Below are 26,075 nucleotides of genomic sequence, written 5' to 3' on the forward strand. Positions count from 1 at the left end.
ATAATGGCGGAATCTTATTCCTCCCTTTTCCTTCTCAGCAGCCTCAAGTTAGGGCGGGTAGGCGAACATAGGATAATGAGTAGTGAACCTCGGTAATCATTCTCCCGTTGAACACAAGCATGGCACTTATCGAATAAAACTTTGTGCCCTGAGGAGCAATTAATAAACTTACTGAGTAAGGGTACTAGCTCTGCCTATCTCCCATCTAGGATTCTGCTTTCTCCCGTAAATCAAGCTGTTGCCTATGCCCGATGCCCGACTCCGTTGCGTCATTATCGACGATAATGAAATCAACCGCCTCATGTTGGAGCATTTTGTAGAAATGACTGAATCGCTAGAGGTAGCGGCTTCCCTCCCTGACGCAATACAAGGGCTCAACTTTCTTCGGAGCGGTGAACAGGCGGACATCCTACTGCTCGACATTGAGATGCCTCACCTTAGCGGCCTAGATTTAGTGCGTTTGCTGCCAGAGCCTCAGCCTGAGGTTATTTTAGTCACTACCCACCGTGACTTTGCCGTGGATGCTTTTGCGTTGAAAGTGACCGACTATTTGGTTAAGCCCGTCGATTATGCCCGGTTCAGTCAGGCAATTGCTTTAGCTGCCGAACGCCGGGTTGCTATTACTCCCTCTCCTGTCAGCACCGAACCACCTATTTCAAAGAGCAATACTGACATCTTTGTGAAGGTGAATAACCGCATGCTGCGCCTCGATTTTAATGAGGTGTTATATATCGAGGCGCTTTCTACCTACTCGGTTATCGTGACCCCCACTCAGAAGCATATAGTTTACTTGACGCTGAAGGCCATTAGCGAGCGGTTGCCGCTTGCGCACTTCGTTCGTGTGCACCGGTCGTATATCGTCAATACTCAGCGCATTGATTCTATTGAAAACAATATGCTACAGGTGGGGCCGTATGAAGTACCTGTTGGCAAGTCGTACCAAGACGATTTTTATCGTTCTCTCCGCAACCTCTGAGTTATTCTTGCGGCAGCTCCTCCGGCAACGCTTCCAGTACTTGCTCTACCAAGGTTACCAGTTCGACAACTGTAGCATGCACCTCGGAGGCTTCGGCTGGTGATGCGCCCAGAAGATGACGACATTCTTCTAGTCTTGCGACCATTGGCTCAGCTGCGGTAATTCCTAAAGCTGCCAAGTTGGGCTTGATGTGATGTACTATTTCGGCTATCCGTGGCCACTGACTGGCAGCAGCAGCTTCCTTTAATCCCTGTAGGCTATCCGGAATGTTCGTTAGAAACGAGCGAATAATCTTAACAACAAAAGCCTCCCTGCCCTGTGCCGAGGCTCGAAGCTGGCTCAGGTCGTAGGGCTTGGGAGGAGCAGCAGCGAGCAGAGCCGTGAGTTTGGCCTCCAGCGCCGACTCATCGAATGGTTTGGCCAAACAATCATTCATGCCGGCTGCGAGGTAGCGCTCATTATCAGCCTGAAAAGCATTGGCCGTTAGGGCTAACACCGGTACAGCAGCCTTTCGTTTATCAGCATGCTGGCGAATGATGGCTGTTGTTTCCATTCCATTCATGCCGGGCATCTGAATGTCCATCAGTATGATGTCGTAGTGCTGCTCTTCAAACATTGTTAGCGCTACTAAGCCATTAACAGCTTCATCCACCACCATATCCCAGCCCTCCAAAAATAGGCGGGCTACGTCGCGGTTAATTTCGTTATCTTCTACCAGCAACACGCGCTTGGCGCGCAGACTATTGGAGGTTGACTCCGGCGCGGAAACTGCTTCAACTACCTTGGACGGAGTAGCGCGGGGCAATGTAAGACTGAAAGCAAAGGTGCTGCCGCGCCCCTCCTCACTTTCTACGGTGAGCGTGCCGCCCAATTGCTCTACTAGCGCTCGACTGATGCTCAATCCCAAGCCGGTACCACCAAAGCGGCGGGTAGTGTCGGCGTAGGCTTGGTTGAAGTCCTCAAAAATATGAGCCAGCTTATTAGCGGGAATACCGATGCCCGTATCGGTTACGCGGAACTCCACGGTAAGGTGAGTGTCGGTTTCAGACTTAAGAAAGCCCCCCACCGAAACGCTGCCCTTATCGGTGAATTTTACTGCGTTGGCTGTGAGGTTGATCAATATTTGATTCAACCGGTGTGGGTCACCTATTACCCAAGGCACGGGGCAAGTCATACGCAGGGGCTGCCCGTAAAAGCCCAGTCCTTTTTGAGTTGCCTGCAGCGCTAGTGGCTGCACTGCCTGCCCCATCGAATCGCAGAGGTTAAAGGCGACCTGCTCAAACTCCATTTTGCCCGAAGTAATCTTCGCCATATCCAGTACATCGTTGAGTACGCCCAACAAATGCTGCCCCGACGAGCGAATCACTTGCACAAACTCTTTTTGCTGAGGCTGTAAGGAGCTTTTTGCTAACAGATTGGCATACCCTAGCACCCCATTAAGTGGGGTGCGAATTTCGTGGCTCATATTGGCCAAAAAATTCTCCCGGGCCCGGGCAGCAGCTTCCGCTACTTCCTTAGCTTTTTTCATTTCTCGCTCGGCGGCAAGACGTTCTGTTATATCAAGGCCATAGCCGAGCATAAGTGCTGGCTTCCCCTCAGTTGAAGCGACATAGTTGAAAGCACGGTGATGAATACGGGGTTTTTCAGTGCCCGGCGTAATATCATCCCACTCTACCACTTGGCCACTTTCCATGGCTTGCCCAAACATTTGCTGCCGATACTCAGCCAGCTCAAGCGGGTAGCCATACTGTTGGCAAAACTCCTCCACTGTACGGCCGATGATCCAGCTACGGGCTTCCGAATCGGGCACAGCCTGCTCGTTTACATAGAGGTAGCGACGCTCCGTATCAAACACGGCTACCTCCACCGGTAGCGCGTTCAGGATAGTTTCATGAAACCAACGCTGCTCATTCAATTGCTGCTCAGCTTCATCCCGGGCAGCTAAGGCCCGCGCTAATGCCTGCTCAAGCTCCTGATTGCGGGCGTGAACTTGGTCAAGCGTAAGAGATTTGGTCGAGGAAGGAGAAACAGCCATAAAATGAGAGTTGAAAATTCTACTACAAGATAGTCTGTAGCAAAATTCAACGACTATTTCTTTGTTTAGGCCAAGCGGGGAAATACGCGGGAACAGAAGCCGGTATAAAGCTCCATTCGCTAGGAAAACGTTGGAAGGTTATAGCGATTAAATGATCAGCCGATCGGTTACTCTACCACACAGCGACGATAATAGAGCTTGCCATCCGCACTGTATCGCACGGTGTATACGCCGCCGGGTAAGCCTGCCAGTGACAAGTCGCCCTCTTCAGTGCTAGATAGAGCATGGTAGCGAACTACCTGCCCACTCTGATTTAGTACTTCCAGCGTAGCGGTGCTGGCGGGCCCATTGTAGCTGTAACGCACTTTACCAGCTATCGCTACCGTGGGGTACACGTGGAAAGCGACTTCGGTTTGAGGGCGTTTTACAGCCCGCACGGGTGAATAGCTCACCGTGCCGTCAAAGTCAGTTTGGCGAAGGCGGTAATAGAGCGCCGCTGCCTCGGGCGGCAGGTGCTCATCGCGGAAAGTATAGCGGTGCGAGGTAGTGCTTGTGCCGGCGCCATTCAGCTTGGCGATGGCGGCAAAAATTTGCCCCCCAGTGCTGCGCTCCACCGTAAAGCTGGCGTTTTCCTTTTCTGAGGCTGTAGCCCAGGTTAGGCTCACCGCAGATGGGCCGCTGGCTACAGCCGTAAAGCTTACTAGCTCAACTGGTAAGGGGGCAATGCTGGAACCCTGGTAAAGATAGACCTGGCCTTGGTTTCTATTCGCGTATGGGTCGCCGATCATTATATCGTCATCCCCATCCCCATCGATGTCCCCGACCCCAGCTACTACACTCCCAAATAGAAAGGCAGTCGTTGTGCTTTCCGGTGTCTTCAATGTAATAGAGCTTGTGGTGTGCAGCCCAGAACTGGACCCATGATAAAGATAGGCTCTGCCCTTATTCCCCTCGGAACCATAGGCTCCAATCAGTACATCAGCATACCCATCCTTATCCACATCCCCAGCGCTGGCAATGTCTAGCCCAAAAAAGCTCCCCGGCTTTGCCATGGGGTCATCAAGCGTTATATGGGTAGTGTTAATCCCGTCAGGGCCGCCGTTGTAGAAGTAAGCACGGTTCGGGGTGCCACCCAAGCCGGCTATAATCCCTACCAGAATATCGGAATAGCCGTCGCCATTTACGTCTCCTACTCCACATACACTTACACCGAATTGGCTGAGCCTCACCCCATGAGGCTCATTTAGTATGGTGGGCGGTGTGACCAATCCAGCGTCAGAGCCGTGGTATACGTAAGCACGCCCCCGGTTATTGAGTGCCCCCTGAGCCCCAATCACCACATCAGCGTAGCCATCCTTGTTCACATCACCAGCTCCTGCCACGCTGACGCCAAACCAATCTTCACCTGTGTTGGCTGGGTTGGCTATGATGACAGGATCTATGTTTAACCCTGTGCTAGTACCTCGATACAGGTAAGCTCGTCCTTGGTAGTTATTATTGCCAAAAGCGCCAACCATTACATCATTATAACTGTCGCCATCGATATCGCCGACGCCCGCTACACTGTTACCAAAATAATCGCCGCTATTGCTACCGGGGGAAGCCAGCAAGGTGGGATCTTCGATGATGAGGCCAGTGCTGGAGCCTCGATAGAAGTATACCCGTCTCGGCCCACTACTGATGCTTTCGGCGCTTATTAATATATCGTCGTACCCATCGTTATCAATATCCCCTGCTCCTGCCATGTTCTGACCAAAGGCGCGCGTATTTGCAGGAGCAACTAAGACCGTAGGATCGGCGGTAACCAATCCGTTTTTGCTGCCATGATAGAGGTATACCCGGCTCCGGTAAACAACACTTGATTTATTAAAGGTATCACTGGCCGCAATGAGGACATCGTCATAGCCATCTCCATTTACATCGCCGGCTCCCGCTATGCGATGGCCGAAGGTGGTGCGTTTCTTCGGGCCAGGCTCAGCAATAGTGATGGGCGTACTGATGAGCGGATCAATAATGAGCGGATAGGTGGCGTGCGCATCATCCACGACAAGCGCTACTGTTTTTTCATCGGCGCTGAGCTGCATTCGCGACGCTAGTACCCGCCCGGTTGCGTCCCAGGCGCGTAGGCCCGCATAGCGCAGCACTTCTTTGCCGGCCTCGCGCAAGCTCAATGCCTGCCCATCCGCGTGCGCTGCTACTTGCAGATTGGTATGCAGAGCCAACTGCACCTGCACCGGACCGGACCGGCCAGCCGGCCGCTGAAACAAAGTATAGTTCTGACGCAACCCTGCCGGCGAGTTCTCATAATCGACGGCGAAGGCTGCGCCGTGGGTATATGCCGCCTTATTTTCCTGGCAGGTGGTACCGGTGGAAGTGTCTTCCGGCAAAAATTCCAGCTTATCGCCTCGACCGATGCCGCGTAGCTTTAAGCCTAGCTGCCACGCCCGGGAAGCCTTGGCGCGGTCGGCGGAAGCGGCCACGGTATATGCCGCAGCGCCCAAAGTAGCAATTAGCCCCTGATCAGGGTTATCGGCGATAGTGGCAGCTGAGTGCTCACTGGATTGATACAGAAAGTAGGCGCGGCGCTGCACATCAGCCAGCACGGTCGTGAGTTCGTTGGTGGCTGGAGCAGCCGGCGAGGCTGTAGCTTGCGCAAAGCCAGCGTCGGGTCGGTTAGCCAGCCTACCCCCATCAAGTTTGGCATATATTTCTCGGCCGGAAAAAAGCCCCCCAGCGGGACCAGCAGTCTGAGTAGCAAGCGTCCGGCTGCTGGCGATAAAATTTAAGTAAAAAAGCCCCCCACTAACAGTGGCTACCACAAAAAAGCCGACAGCACAGATACAGTGCCTCGAAAACGAGGAAATGCGTAACATAAAAACTGGAGTAGAACAATTGATTCATAGACACTTAACATTAGATAAGACACCACTAGCCTGTAAAAGCAGGAGTATGGAGGTGGCGCAAGCTAGTGGGGTGCGCGGGCCCCTTTGTCCAACATACAATCTGGCACAAGCCGGAAGGAGCGTTAGAAGATCTTTACTAAATATACATGTAAACGTTCTCGCATTTGAAAGCAAGCAAGAAAATTTGTGACTAAGCCTACATATTTCCTAGCGCATAATCTTGCCACGTAAGTCCCAGTGACTGGATTTTACCGCCAAACCATCATCTTCCCGCTTGATTGTGCGCGTGTAGCGCTCACCAGCAATGAGGCCGTCAGGTCGGCGCTTGCCAAAGAATAACGTCACGGGTTCACCATGCTCATTAGTCACGAAGGTGATATCATATCCTTTAAATACATCGTGGATGCTGGTGGAGGGTTCACATGTCTTATTAAGCTTCTTTTCTAATTCGGGATGAATGGGCATAATCCGCAGTTAAAAATTATACTAGATGCTCACGTAAACGCAGACAGCAGATGTGCATTGGGGCCTTTTAAGGCTGCCAAAAACTGCTGTTACCTATTTTTAAGTAGCAGGAGGGCAGGATAGGATTTCAGCCATCTGCTTTCCTGTGGCTGTTTATGAGGCATCCTACCTGAAAAGTATGCTTCTATGGCTTAGGATGGCATATTGGTAAATGGAGCATGCTTGATGCGAAACCGTATCCCCATGGCTCGCAGTCGCTTCCGGTAGTGCGCAAGCAGACGCAGTGTTGCCATATCCAGCCGGGGCAAGCGGCAATCAAACCACACTATGCGTTTCCCGCTGCGAGTTGCTCGTTGCAGTGCCTCCTACAAGAGAGGCAGCGCGGGTTGCTGATTTGGGTCTTGTACCAAGAAAAGTCGATACGTACGCGGCAAAATTTCGTGATATACCTGCATGAGTTGGTTCTGGTGGGAGGAAAACCGGGCCGCTTCGAGCAGAACTCACTAGATTATACGGCAGAGATAAAAGTGTTGGATAGGCCTTATAGGATAATTAAACGTGTGATTTACCCTGAATCTTCGGCTGCGTATTTGTTGCGGCTTTTGTAGAACACAAGCTATTGCGCACTTACCTCACGATACTTTTTTTATGGCCTTGGGTACCGCAGCCATTTCAAGCTACTGGTTTTGAGAGGATTACCGCAACAAGCTGATTAGACATCTTAAACTCGTGGGCTTGAGGATAAACCTTTACGCTAATGGTTTTGGCTCGATATTTCCTTGTTATAGGTAGAAATACGTAACAGGCACTAATAAGAGCGTCTGTACTCAGCACTATCACTCACGGGCCTCTAGAGAAGGCTTTTACACTTCAGTTATGTACACGTTGTTGTTGCAAGGGGGCGGTTCCATCGGCAGTGATGGAATGCGTTTGCCCGTATAAATACTTGCTCAGTTCAGCTTGCGAGAAAAATACGTATTATCGATCTTTGTATTCCGTAATAATACTGGACTGATCATGCGTTCTACTTCCACCCTGAGTTCACATCAAGCGCATCGCTTGGCGGTCTCGTTAGCATTCCATTTTCCTTCATACGCCTTTCTCACTCCGGGTCCTTATCATCAGTTGCTACTCGAGGCCTTCGTGCGTGGGGAGCTAACAATGGATCAGGTGCTGGTTCATCTGGAGGCTCATGAGTATACGCCTGAGAGAGGATCAGTGGTGTATACAGCGTAGTGTCTGGAGTTCTACAAGGGCTTACTTTGGCTATAAGAATGGCCAAAGCAACCCCGTTGTTTAGATGGCACTGAATCCCATCCGCCTAATATTGGCTCAAGGTGAATGCGCTAACGGTTCCCGGGTTCAGACTTTGCATTACGCTTAGGTACACGTATTAAAGCGCCTTAGCAAAGAGTTGGAAGCACGGAAACAGGTACAGTCAGGTGCCCTGAAAAAAGAAAAGGCCTTTCCGATCTGGAAAGGCCTTTTTAGGTAGCGGGGACAGGACTCGAACCTGTGACCTTTGGGTTATGAGCCCAACGAGCTACCAACTGCTCCACCCCGCACTGTTTGGTTCTGCAAATGTAAGAGGCTTTTTTGGAATTAGGTGGTATTGTAACATAAAAAGTTGCTTTTCGGGCCTTCTACACTGATAATCAGCTGCTTTATTCTCTGGCAAAGCTGTGATTAAGTACTTGAGTCTAGAAACGACTGGTAATTCCGAAGTGAATTTTGGAAGCATTGAGCGCTAGCTTTTGATTTAGCTGCTTTGAGCGGCCAACAGAATACACCAATTGAAACAGACCAGCGCCGGTACGAAAGCTGATTCCTGCTCCTACACCCGTTGGGGCATCGGCGTTGGCGCCTTTAGTTAGCTTACGTTGCAGGTATGCCTGATCAAGGAAGAGAAACACAAAGGAATCGGGGCCGGTGAACTGGCGGTATTCCATAGTGCCAACCGCGTAGGAGCTGGCAAAGAAAGCAAACTCGCTGAAGCCACGTAGCGTAGCCAGCCCCCCCAAGCGGAATAAGTCGTTGAGAAACAGGCGGTCGTTGAGCAAGGACTCACCTCGCACCCGGCCGAGCAGCACGCCGTTGCGACCAATCGGATAATAGTATTCGGCGCGGCCACCGAGCGTAACCTGGGTGGAGCGCAGAGGCACCCGCGTATAAAGCGTGTCGTTTAGGTCGGTATTCTTGCTGATGCGCTTGTTGCCCACAGCAGCCAGGCTGCTAAAAAAAGCCCCCCGGCGTGGAAAATATAAGTCATCGAGGGTACTTTTAGAGTAGTCGATGCCGTAGGAAGTGTACTCGGAATCGATATTTTCGGGGAGAGCCCGTAGCTCCCGAAAGGTGGAATCGGACAGCAGGCGGGAGCTGCGGAACTCGGTGAAGAAGCTGATGCGCCCGGCCCGTACCGTGGGGTATGTCACCTGAAGGCGAGGCCGCAGGGTGAGAAATGCGTCGGACTGCCGATAAAGATTGAAATTACCCCCCACTTCCAAGGGCGAGCCGAAGAAATTAGGGTGCACGTACTGCGCGTCTAGGAGCTGAGAGGCGGCGTCTACTTTGCGCCATTGCAGGCCTAGCTGCTTGCCCCCGCCGCGAATGTTGCGCAGGCTGATGGTCACATCGCCGGTAAGCTGCACCTTGTTCTGACCCGGCCCGGGACTTGGGTTGGGTAGCACGCCCACAATGGCATCGAACTGGTTAGCCGGCCGATCGTCAAGGAGTAAGTATACCCGCGCTTTTCCCTGCGCGAAACGCACCTCAGGCTCAGCCTTAACTTGTATATAAGGAAGCTGGCGCAACTGGCGGGCAATAGCATTTACTCGCTGCTGACTGTAGGGCTGATTCGGAAAAATCTGCAGGTAGCGGGTCAAAAACTGGGTTCGGGTTTTGGTAGTGCCCAGCACCTGCAAAGAATCGAATACGATAACTGGGCCACGATCGAGCACCACGCGGCCTTCAATGTCGGAGCCGATAAGCGCAACGGAATCGAGGCGCACGGTAGCAAAAGGGTAACCCTGGTTTTCGGCTTCGGTCAGCACGCGCTGCTGGAGCTGGGTCCATTCCTGAGGGCGGAAAGGCTGGTCGCGGAAGAATTTTTCGCGGTAGCCGGCCTTGGTAAGCAGCCCGTCGCCCAGGTTGCCATTGCGCAGGCGTGCCCACCGAAATTGCTCGCCCACATAAAGGCGCACCTGCACCGTGTCGCGGCTCCAGCGCATGGTATCGGCGGAGGCAGTGAGGTAGGCGTCGGCCTGCATGGCCAGCACCACATCGCGGATGGTGCGCAGAGACGTAAGCGAGTCGGGAGCGTTGGGCCGAAACCGGTAGCGTACGAGCGTGGGTCGGTCTGCTTCCTCGGTATTAAATTGAATGTATTTTGCCCCCCGCAGTGGTTTGCGCAGCCGCGTAGTGCTGGTGTCAGGGCGGGCCGGTGGCACAGGTGGCGTCTGCAGCGCAGGCTGGTTGGGCGCGGCCGGGGTGGGCGTTACCTGCGCCTGTATCGCGCTGGGCCAACCGAGTAGCAGACTCAGCACACAGTAAAAAAAGATGCGGGCACACATTAGGGCAAAGAACGTGGACTGGAAGCATTTAATTTTGACACCTGTGGTTGGAATGCGGATAGCAGGGCTACCGTCATGTCCTCTTTCTGCGACTCGCGCAATGGAGATTTACGATCTGGGTACCTTGCAGAACGGACCAGGAAATGGTGCGGAAGGCGCCGCTTCCTTTTCGATTGGGCCAAGGCACAATCACCTAAACTAATTATGCATCTCTGGGTGTTACCACATACGCTACCTTTTCTTCTGAATGCCTGGCCTTTACCTCCACATCCCCTTCTGCAAACAAGCCTGTCACTACTGCGACTTCCATTTCAGCACTTCTATGGCGCTGAAAGGCAAGCTGGTAGACGCGCTGGTGCGAGAGGTAGAGTTGCGCCGCGACTACCTAGGTCCTGAGGCCACGCTCGACACCATTTATTTTGGAGGTGGCACTCCCTCCCTGCTGATAGCGGCGGAATTAGACACTTTGTTTGACGCCATTCACCAACATTTTGAAATTGCCCCCCAGGCCGAAATTACCCTCGAGGCGAACCCCGACGACCTTACTGCTGATAAGCTCCGGGAGCTAGCTGCGTCGCCCATCAATCGCCTGAGTATTGGTTTGCAAAGCTTCCACGAGCCCCACCTGCGCCTGATGAACCGGGCCCACTCTGCCGCAGAATCGACGCGGTGCGTGCGACTGGCCCAGGATGCGGGCTTCGAGAATATCTCGGTGGACTTGATTTATGGCGTGCCGGCTCCCGACCACCGTATTTGGGAGCAGGATATGGCAGCGGCTTTTGCGCTGGACGTACCTCATCTTTCGTGTTACGCGCTTACCATTGAGCCGGATACGGTGTTTGGGCGGCGCTTGCGCAAAGGGCAGTTCACCCCGCCACCCGATGACTTTGTGGCCCGACAGTTCGAAATGCTGTTGGCCCAAATAACTGCGCACGGCTACGAGCAGTACGAGATTTCCAACTTTTGCCTCCCCGGCCGCGAGTCGCGGCACAACTCAAATTACTGGCGTGGGGTGCCTTACTTGGGCTTAGGCCCCAGCGCCCATTCTTTTGATGGCACAAGTCGGGAGTTTGCGGTAGCGAATAACACGCGCTACGTCACGAGCCTGCTGGAGCAGAATGAGGTACCCACTACCCGCGAAGTCCTCTCGCCCACCGACCGCGCCAATGAATACCTGATGACCAGCTTACGCACTGCCCGCGGCTGCGACTTAGTGCGTCTGCGCCAGGAATTTGGGGTAGACTTACGCGCCCAACGCACTGAGTACTTGCGGGATTTAGAGCAAAACCGTTGGGCCACGCTGGACGATGAGGTGTTAATTCTTACAGACCAGGGAAAACTGCTGGCTGACCACATCACCCTAGAATTATTTCAGGCCGCTGGCTAAATCAATAAAATCAGCGTAATCTGTGCCTATGGAACGCCTGATTGATGCCCTCGCCGACGATGCTGACTTTTTTGTGGAGCACGTCCAAATCACTGCCATCGTTTTCGATACGACCGATGACGTAACGGTTTGGGCTACTACTTACTTCGACAACAGCCTGCATTTCTTTCACTTAGGCTTACAGTTTCCAGCCTTAGACCTATTGCTTCGCCTAGCTGGCGAGCGAGCGGAGTCATTGCAAGAAGAAGTAGCCGAGGCGCTGGCTACCGTCACGGAATGGCCCTGCCTCCTGGAGTACACCACCGAAGAAAAGCCCCCCGTCCCCCTTCCAAACGTGGCTATGAAGCTCGCCTGCACGTATCCGGCTACGTTGGTAGATGAAGATGATGAAGGGGAGGGTGAAGAAGAGGAAGAAGGCGACGAAGATGAGGAGGATGACGATGAAATTGCCCCCCACAATATCTTTTACTTGGAAGGTGTGTATCTGCGGCTCGAACCTTAAGCGTATGTGCTGTTTGCTATAGAGTTAAAAACACTTTTTTCTCTCAGTCTAGTGGTTGGTTACTAAGCTTGGTCGTCATGCAGAGCGCAGCGCAGCATCTCGCATGTTTATCTAGAGTACTACTCATACATCAGCACGCGAGATGCTTCGCTCTGCATGACGTTATTTTTAGTGATTAATTCAGCGGCTATTCAAAATTCCGTTCAACCCATCTACTGCTCATGTTTTACCTGATTCCTGGTTTGGGGGCTGATGAGCGTGTTTTTCATAAGCTGCGCCCTTTGCTGCACGGTCCGTCTCAGGTGCTGGAATGGTTGAAGCCGATAGGCGATGAGCCGTTGCCGGACTACGTGCAACGGATGGCGGCGGCAATTCCCGAGGATCAGGTCTGCTTTGTGGTAGGCGTGTCATTTGGTGGCGTGGTAGCGCAGGAAATCTGCCGTATCCGACCGCGGGCCTGCGCGGTGTTAGTGTCCAGCATTCCGGATGCTGACCGGCTGCCTCTATTACTCCGACTCATTCGGGCGACGCGGGTGTATAAATTGGTGCCTCCATCCTTGCTCAAGCTATTTCCGTGGGCCGGGCGTTGGTACTTTGGGATCGATGACAACCTAGAATACAAAATATTCAAGGCCATTCTGCGCGACATGGACTCTGCTTATACCAGTTGGGCCATTAAGCAGCTCCTACATTGGGACAGCACCGGCGTTGGTAGTTGCGTACAGATTCTGGGCTCCCGCGACCGAGTTTTTCCACCTTCTCCCGCGCCCGTCGATTACCTTATTCCCGGCGGCACGCACTTTATGGTTCTCACGCACGCTCAAGAGATAAGCCAGATTTTGAATGACTTACTCCACAAGCAGCAGGCAAAACAAGAAGCCGCAGCCGAAAAGCGTATTGATATAGTGCGGTAATTCCCTCCCATTTCGCTCCCCCGAATGCTTGCTACTTACCCCTACCACGGCCACACCTTCTCCTTCGACCCCAGCGCACCGCTAGATATTTCGCTGCCTCTAGCACCTGGCTCGAACCAAGTGAATTGCTTTTGGGCCGAGCCGGTGCAGTTCGACACCATCCGAGTAGGCGATTTTGTGGGGAGTGTAGCCGAGGGCGGCAGCACGAACTATAAGCGAGTTCACCTCACGCCCCACGGCAACGGCACACATACGGAGTGCTACGGCCACATTTCCACCAATCCGGAGGCGACTATTAATCGCTGCCTGAAGCGCTTTCTGTTTGTGGCTCGGCTTATTTCCGTGGAGCCGCGCCAGCAGGCCAACGGCGACCAAGTCGTGATGCTAGCAGACGCACAATCGGCACTGGGAGGCATTTTTCCTGGCTCTGAGGTGTTACCGGAAGCAATTATTCTGCGGACGCTGCCCAATCATAAAGCCAAGCGCACCCGCCAATATTCCGGCACCAATCCTACCTATATAGAGCCAGCATTAGTCCAGTACCTTGCCGATCATCACATCGAACACCTTCTGTTGGACTTGCCTAGTGTAGACCGGGAAGAAGATGGCGGCCAGCTCCTTGCTCATCACGCTTTCTGGCAATACCCAGAGCATACCCGACGCACCAGTACGATTACAGAGCTAATTTTCGTGCCTGATGAGCTGAAAGACGGCTTATATCTGCTTAACCTTCAGATTACTAGCCTTGAGCTAGATGCCAGCCCAAGCAAGCCAGTGCTCTACCGTTTGAGCTAGCTACTTGCTCCAGCTACCAACACGAACGTAAAAAGCCCCCCAGGTAGAGTCTGGGGGGCTTTTTGATTATTCTATCGTCTAACCACGAAATGCGTGGCGTCCGATTGGCTAGTAGCTCAGACTAAGCAGCAGTTGCTTCGGTCAGCTCCGTCTCGTCGATAACGGGTACTACCGATACGAACGAGCGGTCCTTGCGGCCCTTGCGGAACTGCACGGTGCCGTCTACCATAGCGAACAGGGTGTGGTCCTTGCCGATACCCACGTTCTGACCGGGGTGATGCTTAGTGCCACGCTGACGAACGATGATGTTGCCAGCAATAATGCCTTGACCGCCGAAAATCTTCACGCCCAAGCGCTTAGAATGCGATTCGCGGCCGTTGTTAGATGAGCCGACGCCTTTCTTATGTGCCATTGTTGTATGTGTTGTGCGTTAGTGGTGTTGACTTGTCTGTTGGTGCTAAGAGTGGAAGACTATTCTCACTTAGCAACGCAATCAGTCAATTCAATTACCCGATGCTGTTGACCATTACTTTGGTGTAGTCCTGACGGTGGCCGTTGAGCTTCTTATAGCCCTTACGACGCTTCTTCTTGAACACCAATACCTTGTCACCTTTTACTTGTGCCAAGATGGTACCCTTCACTTTCACGTCCAGGAACGGAGCGCCGATAGTGAGCGAACCGTTATTGTCGGTCAGGAGCACGTTGCCCAGCTCAACTACGTCTCCGACGTTGCCGGCTAGTTTGTGGGTATAAACAAATTTCTCGGCTTCGACCTTGGTCTGCTTGCCAGCTATGTTGACGATTGCGTACATCGGCGTCTCGCGTGTTTTAAAAATGGGAAGGCAAAAGTAACAGGTTTAGGATTCAAAACCAAACCTAACTCACTAGTCTTCATTTGGTCGGCTGCCAAAACGACTTTTCTGTTAAGCTAATAGCGCGCTGCAAACAGTCTTTTAACAGCACGCGCTGGGCACGCGAATACACTTTTTGTGGATAAGTTGGATTGTCCACATTCGAAATGTTGATAAGTATTCAAAATTCGGGTGTTTTAGGCCAAAAATTGCTTCTTTCCACAAAAGCGTTATCAACAGCTCATCAGTGAGCATAGGTAAAAATTAATAGAATAAAAATGGTTTTCGGGGGGCGTTTTGCCGGAGGTCGGGTTTATATTTGATCCCATGACCGCCCAAATTTTGTGGTGAGTCAGGCCAAACAATTCTGTTTAGCGCAGGGTTGGCAAGCCACTACCTGATCATATTTTTGGTCACGTTTCACCTTCAATACGCTATCTGTTATGGAACCACTGCTCGTTGAGAACCCCAACCGCTTTGTGCTATTCCCCATCCAGAACGACGATGTCTGGCAATTCTATAAAAAGGCAGAGGCTTCCTTCTGGACCGCCGAGGAAATAGACCTCTCCCAAGACCAGAAAGACTGGGAAAACCTCAACGATAACGAGAAGCACTTCATCTCGCACGTGTTGGCCTTCTTCGCGGCCTCCGATGGCATTGTGAACGAGAACCTGGCCGTCAACTTCATGCAGGAAGTGCAGATGCCTGAAGCGCGCTGCTTCTACGGCTTCCAGATTATGATGGAAAACATTCACAGCGAGACCTATTCACTGCTGATTGATACCTACATTAAAGACCCCAAGGAGAAAGACCGCCTCTTCAACGCGCTCGAAACCGTGCCATGCGTGAAGAAAAAGGGCGAGTGGGCCCTCAAATGGATTAACTCCGAAGACTTCGCTGAGCGCATTATCGCCTTCGCCGCTGTGGAAGGCATTTTCTTCTCTGGCTCATTCTGCTCTATTTTCTGGCTGAAGAAGCGCGGCCTGATGCCCGGCCTCACCTTCTCCAACGAACTTATATCCCGCGACGAAGGCCTACACTGCGACTTCGCTTGCCTGCTCTATGGCTACCTCCAGAACAAGCTCAGCGAGGAGCGCGTGCACAGCATCATTAGTGACGCGGTGACTATCGAGCAGGAGTTCGTGACTGATGCCCTGCCCGTGAACCTTATCGGGATGAACGCCAAGAACATGGCGCAGTACATCGAGTTCGTAGCCGACCGCCTGCTTGTGTCACTGGGTTACAGCAAGATCTACAATGCCTCCAACCCCTTCGACTTCATGGAGATGATTTCGCTACAGGGCAAAACCAACTTCTTCGAGAAGCGCGTGGCTGAATACCAGAAAGCCGGCGTAATGAGCGAGCGCACCGAAAACGCCTTCTCACTCGACGAGGATTTTTAAGGTATTGATTTTCAATGAAAGAGCCCTCCGGCATTGGCTGGGGGGCTTTTTTGTTGGCTGGTTTCTCGTTCAATGGGGCCTCACCCCCTAGCCCCCTCTCCTAGGGGAGAGGAGGAACTAGTTTTAAAAGCTACTAACTAAAAAGAGCTAATATTCTAGAAAAACTAAAAGCTAGGTCCTCCTCTCCCCTAGGAGAGGGGGCTAGGGGGTGAGGCCACTCCTTAGCGCCGCCTACCAAATTTCCCTCAACACTACAACCCAATTTCACTCCCAAAATTTAGCACCAATCCCCTAGCGCTGCTCATCAATTTTGCCCCCCAGTGCTACATTTTTGGACTATGTGGATAACTTCTGTTGATAAGTCTTGTCCTACCCAACTGTAAGAAATATCTTCCGCAACGATTAGCCACATCCATTCGCGGCTTACCCCAATTTCCCGATTATACTGCCTGCTCTCACAGAGCCGGCAAACTCATATCCAACTACCAAAACGCACACGCTTATGCTGGTAATTAAACGCGACGGCCGGCGCGAATCCGTGAAATTTGACAAAGTCACGGCGCGCATCGAGAAGCTCTGCTACGGGCTCAACATGGTGTATGTCTCGCCGATTGAAGTGGCCAAAAAGGTCATCGACGGGATTTATGACGGCGTTACGACCATTGAGCTTGACAACCTGGCGGCCGAAACGGCGGCTTCGCTCACCACCAAGCACCCCGACTACGCTATTCTGGCGGCCCGCATTGCCGTGAGCAACCTGCATAAGGTGACCTCTAAGTCGTTCAGCAGCACCATGAAGCGGCTGTACACCTACGAGGACCCCAAGACGGGCGAAAACGCTTCGCTCATTGCCAAAGACGTGTGGGAAGTTATCCACAAGCACGCGGCGACCCTCGACTCAGCTATCCTCTACGACCGCGACTACAGCTACGACTACTTCGGGTTCAAAACCCTGGAGCGCTCCTACCTGCTGCGTATGGATGGCAAAGTAGTAGAGCGGCCCCAGCACATGCTCATGCGTGTGGCCATCGGGATTCACAAGGACGATATTGAATCGGCTATTGAGACGTATGAGCTGATGTCGGAGCGCTGGTTTACCCACGCTACCCCTACCCTGTTCAACGCCGGCTCACCGAAGCCGCAGTTGTCGTCGTGCTTCCTGCTCACTATGAAGGACGACTCCATCACGGGCATTTATGACACGCTGAAAAACTGCGCTCAGATTTCGCAGTCGGCGGGCGGTATTGGCTTGAGCATTCATAACGTGCGCGCTACGGGCTCTTACATCAAGGGCACCAACGGCACTTCCAACGGCATCATCCCGATGCTGAAGGTGTTCAACGACACGGCCCGCTACGTGGACCAGGGCGGTGGCAAGCGCAAAGGCGCCTTCGCTATCTACATCGAGCCCTGGCACGCCGATATCTTCGACTTCCTGGATTTGAAGAAAAACCACGGCAAGGAAGAAAACCGCGCCCGCGACCTGTTCTACGCTCTCTGGACGCCCGACTTGTTCATGAAGCGCGTGGAGGATAATGGCGACTGGACCCTGATGTGCCCCAACGAGTGCCCCGGCCTCGGCGACACCTGGGGCGAGGACTTCGAGCGTCTTTATAAAAAATACGAGAAGGAAGGCCGCGGCCGCAAGACCATCAAGGCGCAAGAGCTGTGGTTTGCCATCCTGGAAAGCCAGACCGAGACCGGCACGCCCTACATGCTGTTCAAGGACGCGGCCAACCGCAAGTCGAACCAGCAGAACCTGGGCACCATCAAGTCGTCGAACCTGTGCACCGAGATTATGGAGTACACCGACGAGCACGAAATTGCGGTCTGCAACCTAGCTTCGCTGGCCTTGCCACGCTTCGTGAAGGAAGGCGAGCAGAAGGGCCAGATGGTGTTCGACCACCAGAAGCTGTATGATGTAACCTACCATGCTACCAAGAACCTGAACAAGGTTATTGACATCAACTATTACCCCGTGCCCGAGGCCGAGCGCTCCAACCGCCGCCACCGCCCCATCGGGCTGGGCGTGCAAGGGCTGGCCGATACGTTTATTGCCCTGCGCATGCCTTTCGAGAGCGACGAAGCCACGGGCCTGAACAAGGACATCTTCGAGACCATCTACTTCGCGGCTTGCACGGCTTCCATGGATTTGGCCAAGAAAAATGGCCCCTACGAAACCTTCGCCGGCTCGCCCATGAGCCAGGGCAAGTTTCAGTTCGACCTCTGGAACGTGACGCCCGACTCGGGCCGTTGGGATTGGGAAACGCTGCGCGCTCAGGTAATAGAGCACGGCATGCGCAACTCCCTGCTGGTGGCGCCCATGCCCACGGCCAGCACCGCCCAGATTCTCGGCAACAACGAGTCGTTTGAGCCTTACACCTCCAACATCTACGTGCGGCGCGTGCTGAGCGGAGAGTTTATGGTGGTAAACAAGCACTTGCTCAAGGACCTCATCAAACTCGGCATCTGGAACGAGCAGATGAAGAACGAAATCATTGCCGCCAACGGCTCGGTGCAGAACATCGCCCGCATCCCGCAGCACATCAAAGACCTGTATAAGACGGTGTGGGAAATCTCCCAGCGCCGCATTATCGATATGTCGGCCGACCGGGGGGCATTTATTTGCCAGAGCCAGAGCCTGAACCTGCACGTGATGAACGTGAACTTCGGCAAGCTCACCAGCATGCACTTCCACAGCTGGAAGAAGGGCCTCAAAACCGGCATGTACTACCTGCGCACGAAAGCCGCCGCCGACGCCATCAAGTTCACGGTGCAGAAACAAGCCGCCGAGACTCTGGAGCCGCTGAACGTAGCCGCCCAGAATGCTTCGGACATGGCTTGCTCGCTGGATAATCCAGACGCTTGCGAGGCTTGCGGTTCGTAATCTAAAAGAATGGGCAGGGAGTATTTCCCTGCCCATTTTTATATCAGCACTAAAACCCGGAACATGAGACCATAGCCCCTAGAGTCACAGCAAAAGTGGTGTCCTGTGACTTAGAAGCGACTAAACAAAAAAGAGGTACCGTTGGCGCGGTACCTCTCATTGGGAGGAGCGAGACGCCCCGATTTTCCAAACTAAATCCTGTGTCCTATGGCCGTTACAAAGCGGGGAAACAGTTCTAAGTTTGGTAAGAAATTTTCCTTTCGCGACATCTGCTCCAATCTGATTATTGGACTAGGAGTAGTAAGCGCATTAGGAAGAGCTTTTGATGCATGGGAGCCTTTGCTAGGCTCTTATGTTCAGGCGTTTCTTGCCTTACTCAACAGCTGGTTTCTGTAGATAGTTATGAACTAGTATGAAGAAGCTAGAACGGGAGTGTTCTAGCTTCTTCCTTGTTTAAAGTAAGTTCGAAATACAGATTAATAGCAAACATTTGCTTCTGTAAATTTACAGAAGACGCTTAGCTTAGCTTAGAAGCCGTTTTGCAACGGATGAAAATCAGCGAAAGTGGCGACAAACTAGTGTTTTTTGTATGGCAAATTATACCATCTCCCACTAGCGCGAGCTTGTAGCTCGTGACCAGCTTTGAAGTGGAGGCTGTACTCCACTTGTCCCATCAGCAGCAAGTTGGAACCGCGCCTCTTTCAGAAATTCCGTACTTTGGTTCTATGGCTGATTTACTTTCCCGCATCACTGTCAACCCCACTATCTGCCATGGGCAGCCCACCGTACGCGGGTTGCGCTATCCAGTGCAAAACATCCTGGAACTGCTGGCTTCGGGCATGACGGACGCCGAAATATTGGCTGACTATGAAGACCTAGAAGTAGAGGACTTGCGCGCTTGCCAAGCCTACGCCGCGGAACTACTAAAAACCAAGACCTTCTACCGGATGGCTTCTTAATGGCGGCGTCGCTGATTAAGATACTGGTAGATGCGCAGTTGCCTAAGCATCTGGCACGTTGGCTTGCCCACGAAGCCGGTTTCGACGCGCTACATACGCTCGATCTGCCGGAAGCCAACCACACCCCCGACGATGGCATCAATGAGCTGTCAGTGCGTGAGAGTCGCATTGTGATTACCAAGGATGCTGACTTTGTGAATAGCTTTATTCTGCATAGTCGCCCTTACAAGCTACTGCTGGTTTCTACGGGCAACATCAGCACCAATGAGCTAGTGGAGCTATTTCGCCGGTATCTACCGGAGCTAACGAAGGCATTGCAATGGCATAGCTACCTGGAGTTGTCGCGGGAGCAGTTAGTGATTCACCGATAATCATTAGCAGCCGCGGTTTCAACTTACGTACAGCAAGACGTACATCTTCCTGCTACTTATGAAACCTCGGGTAATCTGCCACATGATGTGTTCCCTGGACGGGCGCACCATTCTCAGCCGCTGGGGCGACTCGCCCAACACCAAGGAGTACGAAACGACGGCTGCCACCTTCGAGGCCCAGGCCTGGCTGTGCGGGCGCGTGACCATGGAAAAGGACTTCACCCACGGCCTGGCCCCCGACCTGAAGCCCGTAGCCTCCCCCCTGCCCCGCACCGATTTCGTGGCCGCGCACGGGGCCGAGTCGTTTGCCGTCGCCGTCGATGCCCACGGAAAGCTAGGTTGGGAATCGTCCGCCATCGACGACGACCACATCATCAGCATCCTCACCGAGCAGGTAAGCGACGAATACCTGGCGTACCTGCGCGCGAAAGGCGTGTCGTACCTGTTCGGTGGCGCCCAGGAAATCGACTTTGCACTGGTCCTGCGCAAGCTGGGCGAGCTATTCCCCATTCAGACCATCCTGCTGGAAGGGGGCGGGCACTTGAACGGCTCCCTGCTCAAAGCCGGTCTGATTGATGAGCTAAGCCTGCTGCATTACCCCGTGGTGGATGGCGCGCCCACCTCGCCCACCATCTTCGAGCAAGGCGATGCGCCGGGCCCCGCCACGCCCTTCAAGCTCCTAAGCGCCGAGCAGCGCCCCGACGGGATTCTGTGGCTGCGCTACGAAGCAGGAGCAGCGTAAGAAAAAGCCCCCCACGGAGCCGGTTGGCAGCGTGGGGGGCTTTTTCTTTTCAAACTCTTGTCACTCCTGCCCGTCATGCAGAGCAACGCGAAGCCTCTCGCGTGTTTAGTGTGAGCACTAATCAAATTGAACGTCATGCTGAGCTTGTCGAAGCATCTCTCCCGCTTCGTTGAGGTTACTAACCAGTAGAGATGCTTCGACAAGCTCAGCATGACAATTAGTGTGGCAACATCAGCATGCGAGAGGCTTCGCGTTGCTCTGCATGACGTTCTTTTTGGTGCTGGATGAAGCCCACTTTCTGGCCTCTCTATTAGCTGCCCAGCTTCCAGCCGGCGCGGTAGTCGCGCTTCACGAATTGGTTGACCTCGTCGAAGTTGGTGATTTTGCGCTGCTGATTATCCCAGAGCAGCTCGATGCCGCGGCCGGGGTAGTCAAAGCCCTGGCCATTGGCTTTGGGGCGCTGGAGGTCGTAGCCGCGGATGGCGAGGTTGGCCATAAGCAGGGCTTCGGTGAGCGGGCCGGCCAGCTCGAAGGGCGAGCTGACGGTCTTTTTGCCGTGGCCGGCAATACAGGCTTCTACCCACTGGCCGTAGTGGCCGTCGGCGCCGCCGGGCACGCGCGCTATGGTCTGCTTCACCTTTACTTCGTTGGTGCGGGAGGTGGGCAGCAGGCGCGGATCGGCGGAGTAGGTGCTGGCCATCATCTTGCCCTTGGTCCCGACGAAGAGCGTGCCGTTGCCACCGTCGCCAAACAGTTCGTTGGGGCCTAGCTCGTCGGGGCGAGTAGGCTGGATGCCGCCGTCCATCCAGTGCACGGTAATATCCTGCTTGGTTTTGTTGGTTTTGGGAAAAGTCAGCGTGACGTGGCTGGAGGGCGGGCAGCTCTCGGGGAAGTAGCCGCGCTTGAACTCATCGACGTAGACGCTGCCCACGCTGGCCTGCACGGCATTAGCGTATTGCAGGTTTAGGACGCGGAAGGGCGCTTCCAGCAGGTGGCAGCCCATGTCGCCGAGGGCGCCGGTGCCGTATTCCCACCAGCCGCGCCAGTTGAATGGCACCAGTTTATCCACATAGTCGCGGTACGGGGCCGTGCCGAGCCAGAGGTCCCAATCAAGCTCCGGGGGCACGGTGCCTTTAGTCGTGGGCCAGGCAATGCCCTGGGGCCAGACGGGCCGGTCGGTCCAGCAGTACACGGTGTGAACGTCGCCGATAATGTCGGCATCGTACCACTCCTGGAGCTGGCGCACGCCGTCGTTGGAGGCGCCCTGGTTGCCCATCTGCGTTACTACTTTGTAGCGTTTGGCCGCTTCGGTGAGTACGCGGGCCTCATGGATGTCGTGGGTGAGTGGTTTTTGCACGTACACGTGCTTACCCAGCTGCATAGCTGCCAGCGTCACGACGGCGTGGTTATGGTCGGGTGTGGCGATGGACACGGCGTCGATCTTCTTCGCTTCCTTATCCAGCATCCGGCGCCAGTCTTTGTAGTAAGTAGCCTGCGGATAGGCTTTGCGGGCGTTGGCCGCGCGGCGGTCGTCTACGTCGCAGAGGTAGCCGATGCGGGCTTTACCGCTTTTGACAAACATGGCCAGATCACTCTCGCCCTTACCGCCAACGCCGACACCGGCAATTACCAGCTGGTCGCTGGGGGCGGTGTAGCCCTTGCCGCCCAGCACGAAGCGCGGCACGATCATGATACCGGCGGCAGCGACGGCGCTGTGCTTGATAAACTCGCGCCGGGATGGCGACTCGGGGATCTGGCTCATCGATACGTAGATTAAGTAAGGGTGGGTGGAAACGAGCCAGCCGAGCAAATTTGCCCCCCAGGCTCAGTCAATCGAGCGGGCATTCGCGGGCAAGGCCACGAACGAAAGATACAGGAATGTATGAATTTCGCGCGGTCTGGCGCTGACTTGATAATTGTGTAGGCAAGCGCTTTAGCGTACAGGAGTACACGCAAAAACGCCCAACCTGTTGGCTGGGCGTTTTGCGCTTATAACAGTATCTATCACAAGTAATAAAGCACGTTTAAAACGTTACTCTGCGGATAGTGCCGTTGCCATTGCTTAGGACATAGTAGGTATTGCCGCTGATGCGCTCGATGTCGGTGGGGCGGTCGAGGCCGCCCAGCAGAACGGTGCCCGATTCGTTGCGCACGGCGCCGGTATTGGGCTGGAAGCCTACGTTTGTTGGGGGCTGAAACACGAACTCGGCCAGCTGAGTCACTACGGGGGCCTTGTTGGCCGACAAGTCGATATCGGTGAGAGTGGTGAAGCCGGTGCGGTAGTCGCTCACGACGCCGCTGTTGCTTACCTGCATTATTTTGGCCGAACCGGCAGCGAAAGGAAAGCCCGTGAGTAGGCTCACTAGGAACCGGCTGCCATCGTGCACGATACCCGTGGGCACGGCTTGGGTCTGGGGCGTAATGTTGGGGAAGCGGGCAAATACGCTCAGCGTTCCGTTGTTTTTATCCCGCCGGATGATAGCATTGGCGCCCGCGTCCGTGATGTACAGGCTGCCATCGGGCCCGAAGGTCATGTTGTAGAGATTGGAATCAATCGGGTCGGACAGATTCTGCGACAGCACAAACGTGCCGATATCCTCCGACGTCAGGCTGGAGGCCGGGCGCACCGGATCGCCGAGCCGGTAGCCCGATACATCGACGCGGTACAATTTGCCAGAATAGCCCCCCAGAATATACAGGATGCCATCCCGATAGAGCACGTGGCCAATACCCGTTACCTCCCCATCCGGCCGCAGATCAGACTGAAAACCAGTAAATACCGGATACACCTGCCCGGTGCCGGACACCACCGATACGCGGCCGTCGTTACCTCCTGTTCCCGATTCACTCACCCACACACGGCCGTTTGGCGCCACACTCATCCCAATCGGGTTCACCAGATCATCCGTTAGAATAGGTCGTTGAGAAGCCAGCAATCCATCGAGGCCATCAATGTCGTTGCAGCCCGTAATGATGGTCATGATTATGGTTGCACTCAGGAAGTAACGTTTGTAATTCATGGCAATTAGCTTTTGGAGTAAAAAAAGATAATATGATTATTTTAAATTAAATGGCTGATAATCAGCTTGCTGCACCTAATTAATAAAGATAAACCCAGATTTCATAGAATTTTTTCAATCCATTTGGTGCTGGATTTTGCACCTGGTCCGTGCGCGCTACACACTAGTGCATTCTTTGTAGAAGCGTAGAAAAAAGCCCCCCAGTCGCTCAGCTCAACAGTACCCAGACCGTCTGTATGCCAGCACCCAAACCTTACTGAAGCATCTGCTGCTGCGCGTCGAAGGCGTAACACCGAGCCTGCATCTTATGTAGCTTAGCTTATGCTTCCCCTTGCCCCATGCACCCCATTGGTAAGAAAACGCCAGCGCCTTCCACTATTCGCCTAGGCTGGTACAATGCGGTGCCAAATGTGTTCTGGTCGGTGCTGAGCCTGACGCCAATCAGTGTGTTCTGCTACCAGCACATGGAGCAGCCGCGGCTGTATGGTCTGCTTATAGTCAGCCTTTTGGCTTTTGGAATACCTGCTTCGGGGTTTCGGCACTTGCAGCTTAGCCGCACGCCTGCCGCCTACCGCAAGCTGGGTGTGCACGTGGTCAACCGCTTCACCCAGCACGGCGACTTTATTCACCGCCTGATTCGTCGGCAGTATCCGCAATACCAACGCGTACGCACCCACTCCAACAGGGCCGCGTTGGTGCGCGCAACCTCTCATCAGGAGCGATTTCACCTGGTGTTATTTCTGTTTTTTCTGCTGACCAGCCTGTATGCCGCCGCGCAGGATTATGGGCGCTGGGCCTTGCTTATCGGGCTTACCAATGTGGTGTATAACCTCTATCTGACGTGGCTGCAGCAATATGTTCGGTTGCGACTTCGGCCTTCTACTGGCTATTCGGAAGAAGATTGTCAGGACATACGGTAAATAAATTGCAATTATTATATATTACCTGAATTACTCCCTTCTGCTTTACGGCATACAGTAGCCGAATTAGTCCCCTCCTCCAGCTAAATCCATGACGCTTCTTTTCAAACGGCATTTTCTAACAATACTGGCCTTGGGTCTGCTCGCGGCTCCGGCTTTGGCCGCTCCCGCCGTCACCGATTCGGTCGCCGCGTTCAACATTGAAGCCGCCACCCAGCACTACCTGAACACGCTCACGCCCGCTCAAAAAGCCAGCTCCGATGCTTACTTCGAGGGCGGCTACTGGCTACAGATCTGGGGGCTGGTGTATGCGCTGGGCGTGGCGGCCATATTTCTGGCGCTGGGCCTATCCAGAGTTATCAAGGGCTGGACGTCGCGGCTGCCCGGCAAGGTGCTGCCTACGCTGGCTTATGCGGCGCTGTATCTGCTGCTGGCTTACCTGCTTAACTTCCCGCTCAGCCTCTACGACGACTATTTCCGCGAGCATCAATACGGCCTATCCAACCAGAGCTTCAGCGAATGGTTAACGGATGACTTAAAAGGCCTGGCTCTATCGCTGGTGTTCGGGAGTTTGGTGCTGCTGGCACTGTATGCGGCCATTCGGCGCACGGGGCGGAGCTGGTGGGCGTGGGGCACGGCCATAATTTCCGTGTTTCTGGTGATATCCATATTCGTGTCACCGGTGTTTATCTCGCCTTTGTTCAATAAGTACACCCCACTGCCCGCCGGCCCCGTGCGCGACCAGATTCTGAGCATGGCGCGGGCCAATGGCGTGCCGGCCGACAATGTGTACCTCGTAGATGCCTCCCGGCAGAGCAAGCGCATCAGCGCCAACGTAAGCGGACTAGGCAGCACCATTCGGGTTTCGCTCAACGATAACTTGCTCAACCGCTCCACGCCCGCCGAAGTGCAGGCCGTAATGGGCCACGAGCTGGGCCACTACGTGTTGAACCACATTCCCAAAATGCTGATCTTCCTCGTCCTGATTATCGGCGTGGGTCTGCGGTTTGTGGATTGGGCCTTTCATCGGCTTATTGGGCGCTACGGACCCCGCTGGGGTATTGCTGGCATTGCTGACGTGGGTGGACTGCCCCTGCTGGTGGCGTTGTTTGCGGTGTTTATGTTTCTGGCGACGCCCGCTTTCAACACCATTATCCGCACGCAGGAACAGGAGGCTGACGTATTTGGCCTGAACGCGGCCCGCCAGCCCGACGGCTTCGCCACCACGGCCATGAAGCTGTCGGAGTATCGCAAAATTGACCCTGGTCCGCTGGAAGAGATGATTTTTTTCGACCATCCGAGCGGCCATACCCGCGTGCTGACGGCCATGCGCTGGAAGGCAGAACATTTACAGGCTGACTAAATCTTTATCCGGT

General features: G+C 53.9%; 20 protein-coding genes and 1 tRNA gene. 12 read left to right on the plus strand and 9 right to left on the minus strand.

Annotated features, from left to right (window positions below; all coding sequences use genetic code 11):
* Positions 1 to 244 precede the first annotated feature (244 nt).
* Entirely contained in the window at positions 245 to 976 is a 732-nt protein-coding gene (locus tag H8B13_RS14765; RefSeq protein WP_187311601.1) for a LytR/AlgR family response regulator transcription factor, read from the plus strand.
* Between the two features lies 1 nt (position 977).
* Here the strand turns inward: H8B13_RS14765 and H8B13_RS14770 are convergent, their stop codons facing one another.
* The 5 genes from H8B13_RS14770 to H8B13_RS14790 all read right to left on the minus strand — a co-directional run bounded on the left by H8B13_RS14770 (position 978) and on the right by H8B13_RS14790 (position 9,948).
* Positions 978 to 3,011, minus strand: coding sequence for an ATP-binding protein (locus tag H8B13_RS14770; protein WP_187311602.1), 2,034 nt, complete (start codon positions 3,009 to 3,011; stop codon positions 978 to 980).
* A gap of 167 nt (positions 3,012 to 3,178) precedes the next feature.
* The gene (locus H8B13_RS14775; protein ID WP_187311603.1) at positions 3,179 to 5,884 is read right to left on the minus strand and encodes an FG-GAP-like repeat-containing protein; all 2,706 of its coding nucleotides are present in this window, start codon (positions 5,882 to 5,884) and stop codon (positions 3,179 to 3,181) included.
* A gap of 237 nt (positions 5,885 to 6,121) precedes the next feature.
* Positions 6,122 to 6,379 carry a hypothetical protein gene (locus H8B13_RS14780; RefSeq protein ID WP_187311604.1) on the minus strand — a complete coding sequence of 86 codons (258 nt, stop codon included), beginning with the start codon at positions 6,377 to 6,379 and terminating at the stop codon, positions 6,122 to 6,124.
* Between the two features lie 1,492 nt (positions 6,380 to 7,871).
* Positions 7,872 to 7,944: transfer RNA gene (locus tag H8B13_RS14785), tRNA-Met, on the minus strand.
* A gap of 135 nt (positions 7,945 to 8,079) precedes the next feature.
* Complete coding sequence (locus H8B13_RS14790) at positions 8,080 to 9,948, minus strand: POTRA domain-containing protein (protein WP_187311605.1); 1,869 nt, start codon at positions 9,946 to 9,948, stop codon at positions 8,080 to 8,082.
* Positions 9,949 to 10,195: 247 nt separating this feature from the next.
* Between H8B13_RS14790 and hemW the strand changes: the two genes are divergently transcribed.
* From hemW to H8B13_RS14810, 4 genes are all read left to right on the plus strand, one after another.
* Positions 10,196 to 11,335 (plus strand): radical SAM family heme chaperone HemW, encoded by a 1,140-nt coding sequence (gene hemW, locus H8B13_RS14795; RefSeq protein ID WP_187311606.1) that lies wholly within the window; start codon positions 10,196 to 10,198, stop codon positions 11,333 to 11,335.
* A gap of 28 nt (positions 11,336 to 11,363) precedes the next feature.
* On the plus strand, positions 11,364 to 11,837 hold the full coding sequence (locus tag H8B13_RS14800; RefSeq protein WP_187311607.1) for a hypothetical protein: 474 nt from the start codon (positions 11,364 to 11,366) through the stop codon (positions 11,835 to 11,837).
* A gap of 221 nt (positions 11,838 to 12,058) precedes the next feature.
* Complete coding sequence (locus H8B13_RS14805; RefSeq protein ID WP_187311608.1) at positions 12,059 to 12,751, plus strand: alpha/beta fold hydrolase; 693 nt, start codon at positions 12,059 to 12,061, stop codon at positions 12,749 to 12,751.
* 24 nt (positions 12,752 to 12,775) lie between these two features.
* Positions 12,776 to 13,546, plus strand: coding sequence for a cyclase family protein (locus H8B13_RS14810; protein ID WP_187311609.1), 771 nt, complete (start codon positions 12,776 to 12,778; stop codon positions 13,544 to 13,546).
* Between the two features lie 121 nt (positions 13,547 to 13,667).
* Here H8B13_RS14810 and rpmA read toward each other — a convergent pair whose 3' ends face one another.
* The gene (gene rpmA / locus H8B13_RS14815) at positions 13,668 to 13,958 is read right to left on the minus strand and encodes a 50S ribosomal protein L27 (protein ID WP_133274413.1); all 291 of its coding nucleotides are present in this window, start codon (positions 13,956 to 13,958) and stop codon (positions 13,668 to 13,670) included.
* 94 nt (positions 13,959 to 14,052) lie between these two features.
* The gene (rplU, locus tag H8B13_RS14820) at positions 14,053 to 14,358 is read right to left on the minus strand and encodes a 50S ribosomal protein L21 (protein ID WP_133274414.1); all 306 of its coding nucleotides are present in this window, start codon (positions 14,356 to 14,358) and stop codon (positions 14,053 to 14,055) included.
* Positions 14,359 to 14,840: 482 nt separating this feature from the next.
* On the opposite strand from rplU, the gene H8B13_RS14825 reads away from it, so the two are divergent.
* The 5 genes from H8B13_RS14825 to H8B13_RS14845 all read left to right on the plus strand — a co-directional run bounded on the left by H8B13_RS14825 (position 14,841) and on the right by H8B13_RS14845 (position 20,759).
* Positions 14,841 to 15,800, plus strand: coding sequence for a ribonucleoside-diphosphate reductase small subunit (locus H8B13_RS14825; RefSeq protein WP_187311610.1), 960 nt, complete (start codon positions 14,841 to 14,843; stop codon positions 15,798 to 15,800).
* A 502-nt stretch (positions 15,801 to 16,302) separates the two neighbouring features.
* Positions 16,303 to 18,687, plus strand: coding sequence for a ribonucleoside-diphosphate reductase subunit alpha (locus H8B13_RS14830; RefSeq protein ID WP_187311611.1), 2,385 nt, complete (start codon positions 16,303 to 16,305; stop codon positions 18,685 to 18,687).
* Positions 18,688 to 19,412: 725 nt separating this feature from the next.
* Positions 19,413 to 19,646 carry a DUF433 domain-containing protein gene (locus H8B13_RS14835; RefSeq protein ID WP_187311612.1) on the plus strand — a complete coding sequence of 78 codons (234 nt, stop codon included), beginning with the start codon at positions 19,413 to 19,415 and terminating at the stop codon, positions 19,644 to 19,646.
* A complete protein-coding gene (locus H8B13_RS14840; protein ID WP_222841439.1) occupies positions 19,646 to 20,017 on the plus strand; it encodes a DUF5615 family PIN-like protein in 372 nt (123 codons plus the stop codon). Before H8B13_RS14835 ends, H8B13_RS14840 begins: the two co-directional genes overlap by 1 nt.
* A 58-nt stretch (positions 20,018 to 20,075) precedes the next feature.
* A complete protein-coding gene (locus tag H8B13_RS14845; RefSeq protein WP_187311613.1) occupies positions 20,076 to 20,759 on the plus strand; it encodes a RibD family protein in 684 nt (227 codons plus the stop codon).
* A gap of 310 nt (positions 20,760 to 21,069) precedes the next feature.
* Here H8B13_RS14845 and H8B13_RS14850 read toward each other — a convergent pair whose 3' ends face one another.
* Together H8B13_RS14850 and H8B13_RS14855 are read right to left on the minus strand one after the other, a co-directional pair.
* Positions 21,070 to 22,521: a Gfo/Idh/MocA family protein gene (locus H8B13_RS14850; protein WP_187311614.1), complete on the minus strand. Its 1,452-nt coding sequence runs from the start codon at positions 22,519 to 22,521 to the stop codon at positions 21,070 to 21,072.
* Positions 22,522 to 22,783: 262 nt separating this feature from the next.
* On the minus strand, positions 22,784 to 23,779 hold the full coding sequence (locus H8B13_RS14855) for a ScyD/ScyE family protein (RefSeq protein ID WP_187311615.1): 996 nt from the start codon (positions 23,777 to 23,779) through the stop codon (positions 22,784 to 22,786).
* 338 nt (positions 23,780 to 24,117) lie between these two features.
* Between H8B13_RS14855 and H8B13_RS14860 the strand changes: the two genes are divergently transcribed.
* Positions 24,118 to 24,699, plus strand: coding sequence for a hypothetical protein (locus H8B13_RS14860; RefSeq protein ID WP_187311616.1), 582 nt, complete (start codon positions 24,118 to 24,120; stop codon positions 24,697 to 24,699).
* Between the two features lie 91 nt (positions 24,700 to 24,790).
* Positions 24,791 to 26,062: a M48 family metallopeptidase gene (locus H8B13_RS14865; RefSeq protein WP_187311617.1), complete on the plus strand. Its 1,272-nt coding sequence runs from the start codon at positions 24,791 to 24,793 to the stop codon at positions 26,060 to 26,062.
* The last annotated feature ends 13 nt before the right edge of the window (positions 26,063 to 26,075 follow it).

This window comes from Hymenobacter sp. BT188 (genome assembly GCF_014333585.1).
In the GTDB taxonomy this organism is placed as follows: domain Bacteria; phylum Bacteroidota; class Bacteroidia; order Cytophagales; family Hymenobacteraceae; genus Hymenobacter.